General features: G+C 64.7%; 12 protein-coding genes. 10 read left to right on the top strand and 2 right to left on the bottom strand.

Annotated elements, in window-relative coordinates; all coding sequences use genetic code 11:
• Nucleotide 1: 1 nt before the first annotated feature.
• On the bottom strand, nucleotides 2–1372 hold the full coding sequence (locus J3S28_RS01890; RefSeq protein ID WP_207836721.1) for a 3-oxoacyl-ACP reductase: 1371 nt from the start codon (nucleotides 1370–1372) through the stop codon (nucleotides 2–4).
• Between the two features lie 139 nt (nucleotides 1373–1511).
• On the opposite strand from J3S28_RS01890, the gene J3S28_RS01895 reads away from it, so the two are divergent.
• A complete protein-coding gene (locus J3S28_RS01895) occupies nucleotides 1512–2876 on the top strand; it encodes an acetyl-CoA C-acetyltransferase (protein ID WP_207836729.1) in 1365 nt (454 codons plus the stop codon).
• 222 nt (nucleotides 2877–3098) lie between these two features.
• On the opposite strand, the gene J3S28_RS01900 is transcribed toward J3S28_RS01895, so the two are convergent.
• Complete coding sequence (locus J3S28_RS01900) at nucleotides 3099–4532, bottom strand: sugar porter family MFS transporter (RefSeq protein ID WP_207836731.1); 1434 nt, start codon at nucleotides 4530–4532, stop codon at nucleotides 3099–3101.
• Nucleotides 4533–4663: 131 nt separating this feature from the next.
• Between J3S28_RS01900 and J3S28_RS01905 the strand changes: the two genes are divergently transcribed.
• From J3S28_RS01905 to panD, 9 genes are all read left to right on the top strand, one after another.
• Nucleotides 4664–5542 carry a siderophore-interacting protein gene (locus J3S28_RS01905; protein ID WP_207836734.1) on the top strand — a complete coding sequence of 293 codons (879 nt, stop codon included), beginning with the start codon at nucleotides 4664–4666 and terminating at the stop codon, nucleotides 5540–5542.
• A 66-nt stretch (nucleotides 5543–5608) separates the two neighbouring features.
• On the top strand, nucleotides 5609–7414 hold the full coding sequence (locus tag J3S28_RS01910) for an ABC transporter ATP-binding protein (protein WP_307796755.1): 1806 nt from the start codon (nucleotides 5609–5611) through the stop codon (nucleotides 7412–7414).
• Nucleotides 7411–9213: an ABC transporter ATP-binding protein gene (locus J3S28_RS01915; RefSeq protein ID WP_207836736.1), complete on the top strand. Its 1803-nt coding sequence runs from the start codon at nucleotides 7411–7413 to the stop codon at nucleotides 9211–9213. The genes J3S28_RS01910 and J3S28_RS01915 overlap by 4 nt, the downstream gene beginning before the upstream one ends.
• 155 nt (nucleotides 9214–9368) lie before the next feature.
• The gene (locus J3S28_RS01920) at nucleotides 9369–9647 is read left to right on the top strand and encodes a phosphopantetheine-binding protein (RefSeq protein WP_237340923.1); all 279 of its coding nucleotides are present in this window, start codon (nucleotides 9369–9371) and stop codon (nucleotides 9645–9647) included.
• A complete protein-coding gene (locus tag J3S28_RS01925) occupies nucleotides 9644–10498 on the top strand; it encodes a sugar phosphate isomerase/epimerase family protein (RefSeq protein ID WP_207836739.1) in 855 nt (284 codons plus the stop codon). Before J3S28_RS01920 ends, J3S28_RS01925 begins: the two co-directional genes overlap by 4 nt.
• Nucleotides 10495–12141 carry a (2,3-dihydroxybenzoyl)adenylate synthase gene (locus J3S28_RS01930; protein ID WP_207836757.1) on the top strand — a complete coding sequence of 549 codons (1647 nt, stop codon included), beginning with the start codon at nucleotides 10495–10497 and terminating at the stop codon, nucleotides 12139–12141. The genes J3S28_RS01925 and J3S28_RS01930 overlap by 4 nt, the downstream gene beginning before the upstream one ends.
• 116 nt (nucleotides 12142–12257) lie before the next feature.
• Nucleotides 12258–13601, top strand: a complete 1344-nt coding sequence (locus tag J3S28_RS01935; protein WP_207836760.1) for a lysine N(6)-hydroxylase/L-ornithine N(5)-oxygenase family protein — start codon at nucleotides 12258–12260, stop codon at nucleotides 13599–13601.
• Nucleotides 13582–13836 (top strand): MbtH family protein, encoded by a 255-nt coding sequence (locus J3S28_RS01940; protein ID WP_207836762.1) that lies wholly within the window; start codon nucleotides 13582–13584, stop codon nucleotides 13834–13836. The genes J3S28_RS01935 and J3S28_RS01940 overlap by 20 nt, the downstream gene beginning before the upstream one ends.
• A 42-nt stretch (nucleotides 13837–13878) precedes the next feature.
• On the top strand, nucleotides 13879–14286 hold the full coding sequence (gene panD, locus J3S28_RS01945; protein ID WP_084839334.1) for an aspartate 1-decarboxylase: 408 nt from the start codon (nucleotides 13879–13881) through the stop codon (nucleotides 14284–14286).
• Nucleotides 14287–14331: the final 45 nt, after the last annotated feature.

The raw sequence follows: 14331 nt of genomic DNA on the forward strand, positions 1-14331 counted from the left end.
GTCAGGCACCCAGCATGCTCTGGCCGCAGACCCGGACGACGTTGCCGGTGACCGCACTCGACGCCGGGTTGGCGAAGTACGCGACGGTCTCTGCGACGTCGACGGTCTGGCCGCCCTGCTGCAGCGAGCTGATGCGACGACCCACCTCGCGGGTGGCCAGCGGGATCGCGGCGGTCATGGCGGTTTCGATGAAGCCGGGCGCGACCGCGTTGATGGTGATCTTCTTCTCGGCAAGGATCGGCGCATAGGCGTCGACGAGTCCGATCACGCCGGCCTTCGAGGTGCCGTAGTTGGTCTGCCCGCGGTTGCCCGCGATGCCCGCGATGGACGACACGTCGATGACCGAGCCGCCTTCACGCAGTGCGCCCGCCTCGACCAGGTCGTCGACGAGCTGCTGCGGCGCAATGAGATTCACGCCGATGACCGAACTCCAGCGGGCGTCGTCCATGTTGGCGAGCAACTTGTCGCGGGTGATGCCTGCGTTGTTCACGATGATGTCCACTCCGCCGTGACGTTCGAGGACGTGTTCGGCGAGCTTCTTGCCGGCGTCGGCGGCGGTGACGTCGAGGGGCAGTGCGGTGCCGCCGACCTTGTTCGCGGTCGCCGAGAGGGCGTCGCCCGCAGCGGGGATGTCCGCGGCGATGACGTGGGCGCCATCGCGAGCGAGCACCTCGGCGATGGTGGCGCCGATGCCGCGGGCGGCGCCGGTGACCACGGCCACCTTGCCCTGCAGCGGCTTGTCCCAGCTGGCCGGGGCGACGGCATCTTTCTCGTCGACGCGGATGACCTGGGCGTCGACGAAGGCCGACTTGGCCGACAGGAGGAATCGCAGTGTCGATTCGAGGCCGGACAGCCCGGTCTTGGCGTCGGGGGAGACGTACACGAGTTGTGCCGTGGCACCCTTGCGAAGCTCCTTGCCGAGGGACCGGGTGAAGCCTTCGAGGGCGCGCTGGGCGATGTGTTCGCTCGGGTCCTTGATCAGCTCCGGGGTGGTGCCGATGACCACGAACCGCGCCGAGTTGCCGGTGGAACGCAGTGTCGGGCCGAAGAACTCGAAGAGCAGCGAGAGCTCGGAGGATTGTGTGATCCCGGTCGCATCGAGGACGACGGCGCCGAGCTTGTCCGCGCCCCGGCCCCCGGTGTTGTTCGTGATCAGTTCATAACCGCTGTCGGGATCGCCGAGGATCTCGCGCAGCGGTTCGATCAGCCGGCCGTTGCCGCCGAGCAGGACCGGGCCCGACAGGGCGGGTTCGCCGGCCTTGTAACGGCGCAGGACCGGCGGCTGCGGCAGGCCGACCTTGCCGGCGATGAACGATCCGGGTCCGGAGCTGACGAACGTCGAATACAGGTCGGTGGTTCCAGTGGCTGACACGAAGCACTCCTAGGTCGCTGACGGCATCTGAAGTTGTTTTCCGCCGCCCATCAGGGGTAGTCCCGGGCGGAGTCGACAACTAACTTACTCGCGAGTAAGAATACGCTATACGAGTCATCCACTACATGGGAGATCCACAGTGTCGACGAGCAATGGACCATCAAACAGCGGGCCAACAAACAGCGGGTCAGCGGAGACCAGCGGGGCTGCGACCACGTCGCGCGCGTCCCGCAGCGTGCGGCCGGTCGCTATCGTCGGTGGCAACCGGATTCCGTTCGCGCGCCAGGACGGTGCGTACGCCAAGGCGAGCAATCAGGACATGTTCACCGCCACGCTCGATGGCCTGATCAGCCGATTCAGCCTGCAGGGTGAGCGTCTCGGCATGGTCGCGGGCGGCGCGGTGCTCAAGCACTCGCGCGACTTCAACCTGATCCGTGAGTCGGTACTGGGTTCGGCGTTGTCGCCGTACACGCCTGCCTTCGATCTGCAGCAGGCCTGCGGTACCGGTCTGCAGGCGATCTCCGCGGTCGCCGACGGCATCGCCACCGGCAAGTTCGAAGCGGGCATCGGAGGCGGCGTCGACACCACATCGGATGCCCCGATCGGGGTTTCCGAAGACATGCGTCAGGTGATGTTGCAGGTCAATCGGGCTCGCAGTCTGGCTGACCGGCTCAAGGCCATTGCCAAGCTCCCGACCTCGCTGGGCATCGAGATCCCGCGCAACGGCGAGCCGCGCACAGGTATGTCGATGGGCGACCACGCGGCCATCACCGCAAAAGAGTTCGGCATCAAGCGCGAGGATCAGGACGAACTGGCTGCGGCCAGCCATCAGAAGATGGCGGCCGCGTACGACCGCGGCTTCTTCGATGACCTGATCACCCCGTTCCAGGGCCTGGCCCGCGACCAGAACCTGCGTCCGGGCAGCACGGTCGAGAAGCTGGCGACCCTCAAGCCGGTCTTCGGTGTCTCGCTCGGCGACGCGACCATGACCGCGGGCAACTCGACCCCACTGACCGACGGTGCGTCGGCGGTGCTGCTGTCCACCGACGAGTGGGCTGCGGAGAAGAAGCTGCCGGTGCTCGCGCATCTGGTGGACGTCGAGACCGCTGCGGTCGACTACGTCAACGGGCCCGACGGACTGTTGATGGCCCCGACCTACGCCATTCCGCGACTGCTCCAGCGCAACGGCCTGACCCTGCAGGACTTCGATTTCTATGAGATCCACGAGGCCTTCGCGTCGGTGGTGCTCTGCACCCTCGCGGCGTTCGAATCCGAGGATTACTGCAAAGAACGCCTCGGCCTCGACAACGCACTCGGCTCGATCGATCGCACCAAGCTCAACGTCAACGGGTCGTCGTTGGCTGCGGGTCACCCGTTCGCCGCGACCGGTGGCCGGATCGTCGCGCAGGCGGCGAAGCAGATCAAGGAGAACGGCGGCGGCCGCGCGCTGATCTCCATCTGTGCCGCCGGCGGTCAAGGCGTCACCGCGATCATCGAGGGCTGATCCACCCCCCCGATAATGGGGCCTTTTGGCGAACAAAACCCCAGGTGGGGTCCGCCATAAGGGCCCATCATCGGGAGGTGGGAAAAAAGTTTTGGCGGGTGTGTAACGTCCCGGCAGAACTCTGCGATGAACCAAGTAACTCCGGCTGAGCTGCACGACCCCCGACCCTGTAGCTCAGTCGGAGTTACCTAAATTCTGGCGCGATCACATCCTCGGCCGGACCTAGTTCTGAAGGTAACTCCGCGGCTTGCCCGTGCTCTCGTCGTCGCCGTACTTCTCGGTGAACTCGGTCTCGAGCGATTCCAGCGTTCGGCCCTTGGTCTCGGGCAGGTACAACTTCACGAAGGTGAACGCGCAGCAGCCCAGGACGAAGAAGATGAAGAACGTCGTGGAGATGCTGAACCAGTCCACGAGCTGCAAGAAGAAGAATCCGACCCCGAAGTTCACCAGCCACAGCACGCAACCGGTGACGCCGAACGCGAAGCCACGGATCTCGAGCGGGAAGATCTCGGAGAGCATCAGCCAGGTCACGGGTGACGTCGCACCCTGCTGGAAGGCCAAGAACGTCACCGTCAGGGTCAGTACCACGAACGCGCGGCCCGTCCCCGACGGCAGGATCAGCGAGAAGATCCCGATCAGCAGCAGTGCCGTGGCGGTGCCGGCGACGCCGACCATCAACATGGGCCGACGACCCACCTTGCCCAGCAACCAGATGCCGACAAACGTGGCTGCCACGGAGATGACGCCGTTCGCGATGTTGGCCGTGAGGGCGGCGTCCTTGTCGAAACCGGAGTCCTCCAGGATCTGCGTCCCGTAGTACATGATCGAGTTCACTCCGCTGATCTGCTGGACGACCGCGATGCCGCAGCCGATCACCAGCACCCGCCGGATCCACGGGACGTCGCGCAGGACGGTCCACTGCATCTTGACCGTCGACTTCTCTTCCTCGGCCATCCGGGTGATCTCGTCGGCCTCGATGCGGGCCTGCTGCTCTTCGCGGACCTGATGCAAGACGCGCAGCATGTCGGCGGTCCGACCCTGTCGGCCGAGCCAGCGCGGACTCTCGGGCATCACCAGCATGCCGAACCACAGCACCAATGCCGGCAATGTGGCGATGACCAGCATGTAGCGCCAGACGTGGTTGTCCTCGGTGAGGTTCGCGAGAATCGCATTGAACGTGAAGGCGAGAAGCTGCCCGCTGACGATCATCAGCTCGTTCTGGGTGACCATACGTCCGCGTTTCTCGGCCGGTGACATCTCGGCGAGATAGGTGGGTACGGTGACCGACGCGCCGCCGACCGCGAGTCCGAGCACGAAACGGAAGGCCACCATGACCTCCATCGAGGGGGCGAAGACACAGCCCAGGGTCGCGAAGAAGAAGATGACCGCCAGGCCGATGATGTTGCGTCGACGCCCATATCGGTCGGCGAGACGACCGCCCGCGATCGCGCCGACCGCGGCCCCGAAGATGAGCGAACTTGCCACCAGGGACTCGGTGAACGACGTCAGATTCAGCTGGTCCTTCTCGGCCATGTACGGCAGGGCGCCGTTGATGACGCCTGTGTCGTAGCCGAACAGCAGCCCGCCGAACGTCGAGATGATGGTGGCCAGGCGCAGGAACTTCGCAGGTGAACGGGTGGCTCCGCGCCGGCTCATACGCCTGCCTTCCGGTGTGATCTGGCTCGCTCTCGGCCAGCTGTGAAGTTAGCACTGGTCGGGGCCTGAAGCGGGGCGGAGCTCAAAGTGCGCGTCTGGCGTCGAGCGCTGGTTAGGGTAGCCTTCGTTTCATGGGATTTTCGTTTGGGCGCGTGGTCGAGAAGACAGAGCTGAACCCCCGGCTGATCCGGATCGTCTTCGCGATCGCCGATCTCGATCAGCTGCAGGTGCCGGATGTGGCCGACGCGGCCGTCGGGATCTACTTTCCCGAACCCGGCGAGCGCAAGGCGCCGGCGATGGAGAACCGCGACGGTGTCTGGAGCTACTACGACATCGATCCGATGCCGGAGGGGCGCAATTACTCCGTGCGTTATCTGGACCGTTCGGCGGCGACGATGACCATCGACTTCGTGGTCCACGACCACGGCACCGCGACCCTGTGGGCTCAGCGAACAGGGATCGGGGAGGAGGTCGCGATGTCGCACGCCCGGTCCTGGTATCGGCCGGAGCCCAGCACCGAATGGCAGTTGCTGGTGGCCGATCTCGCCGGACTGCCCGCGCTGGCGCGCATTCTCGAGGAGCTCCCCGCGAATCCGCGGGTGACGGCGATTGTCGAGGTGTGCGATGACGAGGATCTCTCCTACCTACCGAAGCGCGCCGACGTCGAAGTGATCGCGCAAGTGGGCAGTGGCAACGGATTCGGCGAGAGCAAGCTCGGTGACGCCGTCGAGGAGTTCGTGCACACGTACGGCCGCGGCTACTGCTGGTTCGCTGCCGAGGCCAAGGCGTCGCGGACTGCGCGCAAGCACTTGCGCAAGCAGTACGGCTGGAAAGCCGATCAGTGCGACATCATCGGCTACTGGCGCTTCGACGGTGAGGCCTGGGCCCGCAAGTTCGAAGAGGTTGGTGCCGAACTGTTCTCGGTGTATTCGACGGCGATCGCGGAAGGCAAGAGCGAGAAGATCGCCAGCGAGGAGTTCGACGACGCCCTCGAGAGAGCGGGATTGTGACCACGCAACCCTTAGCGTTCTAGGGTGGTGGGCACGCGCACGAACAACGGCTTGGGGGAATGTGTAGTGGACACCGACGCGATGTTGCGTCAGGAGGAATCCGACTCATACAGATCTGGCACCCGGTGGCCGGTCTGGTTCGTCCCGCCGGCTGACCCTGTCCGCGGCAAAGAGATCAGGGTTGATGCGGAGACCACCCCTCGACAACTGGCGGTGCGGACCGTCTTCGGCGCAGGCAAGTACACCCTGCCCGCGATGGTCCTGATGATCGGGCACTTTGTCGGTGAGGCGCTGGTCCCGGTGATCATGGGCATCGCCATCGATCGAGCGGTCGCAACCGGGGACGTCGGGTCTCTGGTGATCTGGGTGGTCGCGCTCGCCGCGAACTTCGTGTTGCTCTCGCACACCTGGCGTTTCGGTGAACGGTTGGCGGTCTACGGCCAGACCATGGTCGAGCATCACTTCCGGATGCGCGTCACCGACCGCATTCTCGATCCGATGGGCATGGCGGGGCCTGCGCGACTGCCGGGCGTGTCGTTGAACATCGCGACCTCGGACGTCAACCGCCTCTCGTACGCGGTGTTCCTGGCGGTGTTCCCTGTCGGTGAGATGGCGGCGGTGTTGGTGGCAGGTGGTGTGCTGCTGTTCATCTCGTGGCCACTCGGGCTCGCCATCCTGCTCGGGGCTCCGACCCTGTTGTGGATTCTCGACCTCAGTGGTGGCCCACTTCGCGCACGCACCGAGCACGAGCAGGAGGCCGCGGGCGAGGCCGCCGGGACGGCCGCTGATCTGGTCGCGGGCTTCAGGATCGTCAAGGGCCTCGGCGCCGAAGGCGAAGCGGGCCGGCGCTATCGGGTTGCCAGCCGCCGCGCGAGAGACGGAGCCATCCGGGCCGGACGCTCCCAGGGGGCGTACATCGGTGTCATGCAGATGGTCTCGGCGCTCTTCGTGGTCGCAGTCGGCATCGCCGCCGGTCTGATGGCGCTGAACGGCGCGATGAGCCTGGGTGCGCTGATCACGGTGGTGGGCCTGACGCAGTTCATCATGGGACCGCTGAACAACCTGGGCACCAACTTCGGCGCGGTCTGGAACACCGCTGTGCCCTGTGCCAAGCGGGTGCTGTCGGTGTTGCAGGCCGAGCCGTCGGCGCAGACCGGCCGCGTACGAGATGCGCGCGGCGCAGTCGCCTTCCGGAACTTCACGCTCGGGCCAGTCCACGATCTCGATCTGGAGTTGCCGCCGTCGGGGCTGATCACCGTGATCTGTGGACCCGAGACCACCGATGCCCTGACGTCGGTGCTCGCCCGCAAGGTCCATCCCGACGCAGGCAGTGTCACGTTGGGTGGCGTCGATCTGTTCGACCTGGACAACGACATCTCGCAGCAACTGGTTCGCGCCGTACCGCATTCGCCCGATCTCTTCGAGGGAACAGTGCTCGACAACATCGGCGCCGGAGCCGGAAACCTGCCGGACCGTGATTCCCGGGTCACCCGGGCGATCTTCGCCGCCGCCTGTGACGACGTCGCCGAGGTGCTGCCGCTCGGTCTCGACACCCCGGTCGGGGAGGCAGGGCGCATGTTGTCCGGTGGCCAGAGGCAGCGGGTGAGTCTTGCCAGGGCGCTCGCGGCGGACTCCGCGGTGCTCGTGCTCGACGACCCGACCACCGCGGTCGATTCGGTCACCGAGGCCACCGTGGCACAGCGACTCTCGCAGGCGCGACAGGGGCGGACCACGGTCATCTTCAGCAATTCACCTGCCTTGCTCGAGGCCTCCGATCAGGTGATCGTCTTCGACGGTGCCGCCTTGGCCTATCAGGGCGATCTCGCCGGTGCGCAGGCGGCGTACGCGAACTCGAACGGGGGCTCGCGATGAGCGCCACGCCGGCGCCGGTGGCACCCACCGGAAACAAGCTCGCGATCGCCGACTTCAAGGTGACGATGGGTTACCTGGGGCGAGAGATGCGCAGGCACACCTGGCAACTCGTGCTGCTCGCCGTGATCATGACGATCGCGGCGGCTCTGGGCCTGGTGACCCCACGCTCACTGGGCACCATCATCGATATTGCCAACGACAACGGTGACGCCTCGGAGATCTGGCGTCTGTCCGGGATCATGGCTGCCTCGGCGATCGGTGCCGCGGCATTCGCAGGTCTCGGAGTCATGCTGTCCGCGAGGATCTTCGAGTCGATCCTCGCCGATCTGCGAGAAGCGATGATCGATGCGTCACTCCGGCTGCGACTCAATCGGGTCGAGGCGGCGGGCAGCGGCGACCTGGTCTCGCGGGCGACGGCCGACGTCAGCACCGTCAGCGAGGCAATCGGCTCGGCGGTCCCGACCTTGCTGACCGCGGCGTTCACCGTCGGCGTCACGTTCCTCGGTCTGGCCACGCTCGACTGGCGGTTCCTGATCGTGCTGGTCGTGATCATGCCGGTGTACATCAACGGGATCCGGATGTACCTGCAGCGCGCGCCGGGGCTGTACGCCGCGGTTCGGGCCTCGACGGCCGATCGCGCCCACCATGTACTCGGCGCGATTCGCGGACTCGAATCGGTGCACGCTTTCCGGCTCTCGGAGTCGTTGAACCGGCGGATCGACTCACATTCGTGGGAGGTGGTCCGGTGGGAGATGCGAGCCAGCGTCTTGCAGAGCCGTCTCGGGGCACGGGTCAACCTCGGCGAATTCATCGGGATGACAACCATTCTGGTCGTCGGGTTCACCCTCGTCGACGCCAATTCCCTCACCATCGGTGCGGTCACCGCGGCCATGCTGTTCTTCCTGTTGCTGTTCGATCCGATCGGGCAATTGCTGTTCGTCGTCGACGACCTGCAGTCCGGCGCCGTCGCACTGGGCCGCATCGTCGGGGTGATCGAGGAGTCCAAGACCATCGTCGCCCCCACCTCGGACGGTTCCACAAACCCCACTGCACCACTGTTGGAACTGCAGGACATCACCCACGGTTACTCGGCCGACCACCTGGTGCTGCACGAGATCTCGCTGACCTTGTCTGCGGGCGAGCACGTGGCCGTCGTCGGATCGTCGGGTGCGGGCAAGACCACGCTCGCGGCAATCGTGGCGGGTATCCATCAACCGTCTCGCGGGCGGACACTCCTCGAAGGCGTCGACATCGCCACGGTCGAACCCACCCAACTGTCGCGTTCGATCGCGCTCGTGACCCAGGAAGTGCACGTGTTCGCGGGCACACTCGGGGATGACCTGAGGATGGCCGCGCCTGACGCCACCGACGAAGAACTCTGGTCAGCTCTCGAAGTGGTCGGCGCTGCGCAATGGGTACGAAAACTCTCGGACGGTGTGAAAACGACTGTCGGGCAGGAAGGTCACCAGCTCACCCCGATGCAGTCACAACAGCTCGCCCTCGCGCGGCTGGTCTTGCTCGATCCGAAGGTCGCGATCCTCGACGAGGCGACGGCCGACGCGGGCAGCGTCGGGGCAGGGATGCTCGAGGAGTCGGCCCAGGCGGCGCTACGCGGTCGCTCTGCTCTGATCATCGCGCATCGGCTGAGCCAAGCCGCGCGGGCCGATCGGATCGCGTTCATGGAGCGCGGCCGCATCGTCGAGGTGGGTACGCACGAGGAGCTGGTGGCCCTCGGTGGACGCTATGGGGCGCTCTGGAAGGCATGGTCGCGAGGTCGCGGCGATGTCGGTGGGAACTGAAGCCGTAGGGCACTAACTAGCCTTTCGTTTTGTGGGCCAGTGTGACGACGCTGACTTCCTAATTCTGCGTATTTTGTCTAGGCTATTCTTGTGAACGTCGGCGTGGTCCGGTGGCGCTCCGACCACCCACGAGGCGTAGACAAGGAGCTGAGGAATTGAGTCAGCAGAATGTGTCGACAACTCTGTCGCAGCAGCAGGTGATCGCCGATATAGCGGACGCACTCGGCGTTTCGCCCGCGAACCTGTCGATGGATGAGGACCTGTTCGACGCCGGTCTCGATTCCATCCGCTTGATGTCCTTGATCGAGAAGTGGCGGACCGCAGGCTCTGCAGGCGCGGACTTCCCGACGCTCGCGGCGGAACCTGCGCTCGGTACCTGGCTCGAGGTGATCCTGGGTGCCGATGCGCCTGCGGCCGGGGCGGAGCAGGCATGAGGACGTGCATGGCGACGGTGTCGTTGGGTGGGAGCCTCGAAGAGAAGATCGATGCGATAGCGGCCGCAGGTTTCGACGGCATCGAGCTGCTCGACGACGACTTGCGAAAGTCCGCGCTGACGGCGAGCGAATGTGCTCGCCGGTGCGCCGATCTCGGATTGAGCATTGATCTGTACCAACCCTTTCGGCGGGCCGAAGGTGTTTCCGGGCGCGAATTCAGGGACGTCCTCTCGCGCTTCGAACGCGAACTCGAGGTGATGCACGAGGTCGGTTGTGATTCGATCCTGGTGGTGTCCAACACCGATGACGATGCGGATGGCAGTCGGGACCTCTCGGTGGAACAGCTCGCGGCCCTGGGGGACAACGCGGTTGAGCACGGTATGACGGTGATGTTCGAGGCGCTCGCGTGGGGCACCCACATCAGCACGGTCGTCGACGCCTGGGATGTACTGCGCGAGGCAGATCACCCGGGTCTGGAACTGGTGGTCGACACGTTCCATCTGATCTCTCGCGGCGAGGGCGCAGACACCCTCGACGCACTTCCGCACGAGTCGGTCGGATTCTTCCAGCTCGCAGATGCCCCGTGGAAGTCCATGGATCTCAAGCAATGGAGCCGAGGACATCGCTGCTTCCCGGGCGAAGGTGAGTTGGACCTTCTCGCTCCCATCGCATCGGTTCTCGCCGGGGGATACAACGGGCCGCTGTCGCTCGAGATCTTCAACCCGGGCTATCGCGAGCGTCCGGCGCACGAGGTGGCCAAGTCTGGTGCCGAAGCGCTCAGCAGGATCGTCGCCGCGCTGGAGCGGGCGGCGAAGCCCGCCGAAGATGTGACCGAGTGGGTGTCTCGATGAGCGCGGGCAACTCTGATCGTCCTGAACTCGCCCCACTCGTGCTCGACGGGGTCGTGCCGTACCCGGAGGAAATCGCTGCGCGGTATCGCCGGGAAGGTCATTGGGTCGATCAGACCCTCGGGGAGATGTTGTTCGAGGTCGTCGAACGCGCTCCTGACAAGACCGCGATCATCTCGGGTGACACTCGGATCACCTACGCAGAGTTGGGGGAACTCGTACTCGGATACGCCGCGGGGTTCTCCCGGCTGGGCATCGGTCGTGGCGACAGGGTTGTGCTCCATCTGCCGAATGTCTCCGAGTACGTGCCGATCCTGTTCGGGCTCTTCGAAGTCGGGGCGATTCCGGTGTTGGCGCTCGCCGCGCTGCGACGTCACGAGATCGAGTACTTCGTGGAGTTCACCGAGGCCCGGGCGTACATAACCGTCGAATCGCATGCCGGCAACGATTTCGCGACGCTGGCCAGGGAACTCGAGCTCTCCTCGCCCACGTTGGAGCACACTGTCGTGTTGTCCACGACCGGCGGAGGTCGCGACGTGGAACGTCTGCTCTCCCACGGTGTCGCGACCCATCATCGGCGGTCCCTACCGTCGGACGTCGCCTTCCTGCAATTGTCCGGCGGCACAACGGGTCAGCCGAAGGTGATCCCGCACACCCACGAAGATTATCTGGCGTCCGTGCGGGCCAGCGTCGAGATCTGCGCAATCGCCGAGGACACCGTCCAACTCGTCGTTCTGCCCCTCTGTCACAGCTTCGCCATGCGGTCCCCCGGGTTCCTCGGTGTCCTCAGCGCGGGCGGAACGATTGTGCCGGTCACCAGCGGTAGTCCCGATGTCGCCTTCCCGCTCATCGCCGAACACGGCGTGACCGACGTCTCTGTGGTTCCGCCGCTCGCGATCGTCTGGCTCAACTCCTCCTTGAAAGACGACTACGACCTGACGAGCCTTCGCGTTCTGCGGGTCGGGGGAGCCAGATTCAGTGCCGAAGCCGCACGTCGGGTGCGCTCTGAACTGGGTGCGGTGGTGCAGCAGAGTTTCGGTATGGCTGAAGGTCTCACGACATTCACCGGACTCGACGAAGACGATGACACGATCACGACGCGGCAGGGCCGACCGACCTTGGTCGCCGACGAGGTGCTCGTGGTCGACGATGACGGACACGAGGTCGCCCGAGGCGATGCGGGGCATTTGCTGACCCGGGGGCCCTCGACCATCCGCGGCTACTACCGAGCACCTGAGCACAACGCGCAGAACTTCACGGCAGACGGGTTCTATCGGACCGGGGACATCGTTCGCGAGGACGAACGCGGATACCTGACCGTCGTCGGCCGCTCGAAGGATCAGATCAACAGGGGCGGGGAGAAGGTCGCTCCTGAAGAAGTGGAGAACCTGATCCTCGCGTTCGACGCCGTGCACGACGTCTCCGTCGTGGGCATTCCTGACGAGATGCTCGGTGAGCGTACGAAAGCCTTTGTGATGCCACGTAAAGGGGGCGACACATCGACACTGACCTTGGCCGGGATCAGGAAGTTCCTGCGGGACAAGGGTCTCGCCGCGTACAAACTGCCGGATGTGGTCGAACTGGTCGAAGAGTTCGAGCGGACGCCCGTGGGCAAGGTCAGCAAACGCGGGCAGCGAGCGCGTTGAGCCATATGGCCTTGGACAAAATAGCTTATACTTCGTACAACTAGGCTAACTGAGATAGGTCCGATAATGATCAATCGAGCGGGCTCCAGCGTGAGCCAGGCAGGAGGAGTCGATTCGTGAGTATCGACAGCAGTGCTCCGGTCGACGTGGTGGGTGTGGGCTTCGGTCCATCGAACCTCGCGTTGGCGATCGCGATCTCCGAACACAATGAGCGAGCGGACCCGTCCGATCGGATCACGGCCGGCTTCGTGGAGAAACAGCCGCGATTCGGTTGGCACCGAGGAATGCTGTTGCCCGGCACGACGATGCAGATCTCGTTTTTGAAGGATCTCGCCACGCAACGTGACGTGTGCAGTGAGTTCTCGTTCCTGAAGTACCTCTCCGATCGGGGCAGGTTGACCGACTTCATCAACCAGCAGAGCTTCTTCCCGACTCGGCTCGAGTTCCACGACTACCTGGAGTGGGCCGCGGCGAAAGTCGATCTGCCGGTCACCTATGGCGCTGAGGTGAACTCGGTGACCTGGTCGGGGGACACCTTCGAGGTCAGGGTCTCCGACTCCCGTTCCATCAGGGGGCGCAACGTGGTGTTGGCGGGTGGCCTTCGCTCGAAGGTCCCTGACGGTGTTCGCCTGGGTAAGAGGGTGTTCCACAATCATCGGCTGCTGCAGCACCTCCAGGAACTGCCGCCCTTGCAGCATCAGAGGCTCGTGGTCGTCGGGGCCGGGCAGAGTGCGGCGGAGGTGGCTGCGTACCTGCACGAGTCTTATCCTGACGCGGAGATCCACGCGGTGTTCGGCAAGTACGGCTACACACCTGCCGACGACAGCCCGTACGCCAATCGCATCTTCGATCCCGACGGCGTTGTCGACTTCCATCAGTCCTCCGAAGAGCTCCGCGCGCAGTTGCTCAGCTACCACCGCGGCACCAACTATTCGGCTGTGGACCCGCCACTGATCGAGGAACTGTATCGACGCGAGTACGGCGAACGGGTTTCGGGTCGGCGCCGCCTGTTCGTGCGGGGCGCATCTGAGACGAGCAGTGTGCGCGAGACCGACACCGGTGTGGCGGTACGGATCACACACCGTCCCTCTCAGGCCGTAGACGATCTCGACTGCGACGCAGTCGTCTTCGCGACCGGATTCGAGCCGACCGGCCTGAGTGACCTGCTCGGTCCGCTGGCAGACGCCTGCGACGTGGATGACAAGGGTCGACCTGTGGTCGACCGTGACTATCGGGTGGCGACCAGCGGGAAGATCGCCGGAGGCATCTACCTGCAAGGCAACACCGAACACACCCACGGTCTGACCTCCACCCTGCTGTCCAATCTGGCCGTCCGCTCCGGCGAACTGGTCGAGTCATTCGTCGAGACCAAGAGGTCGCGGGCGAGCGCGGAGCGTGTCACCCACACGAGCGAATCGCGAACAGAAGGAGAGAAGAATCTTGTCTACCAATCCCTTTGATGATGAAGACGGCAAGTTCTACGTCCTGATCAACGGCGAGGAACAGTACTCGTTGTGGCCGACGTTCGCAGCTGTGCCCGCGGGTTGGCACATCGTGCACGGCGAAGGCGGTCAGACGAGTCGTCAATCATGCCTCGAGTTCGTCGAGGAACACTGGACTGATCTGCGACCCAAGAGCCTGCGAGATGCCATGGACCGCGATGCGGCCGAACCGGTTGCGCGTCAGACCACCTGAGAACTCACCGTCACAGTTCACCCCAACCTCGAGGAAAGAACCATGCTCCGCACTCTGGTCAACGGCAAGATCCACCGTGCCACCGTCACTCAAGCCGACCTGCATTACGTCGGATCGATCACCATCGACGAAACGCTCATGAGGGCGGCAGATCTGGTGGAAGGCGAGAAGGTCCAGGTTGTCGACGTCACCAACGGCGCACGGTTGGAGACCTACGCGATCACCGGCGCGGCCGATTCGGGAGTCATCTGTATCAACGGTGCTGCGGCACATCTGGTCAACCCGGGCGATCTCGTGATCATCATGTCGTTTCTGCAACTCGAGCAGGCCGAGGTGATCGTCCACGAACCGAAGGTCGTCCATGTCGACGCGGACAACTCGATCGTCGCTCTCGGAAACGATCCGGCACAACCGGTCCCCGGGTCGACCGACCAGCTGCCGAGTCGGTAGTCCACGATTCGCGGCACGTCACGATTTCGACGGATCGGCTCGTGG

Source organism: Williamsia soli, assembly GCF_017377795.1.
Taxonomy (GTDB): Bacteria; Actinomycetota; Actinomycetes; order Mycobacteriales; family Mycobacteriaceae; genus Williamsia; species Williamsia soli.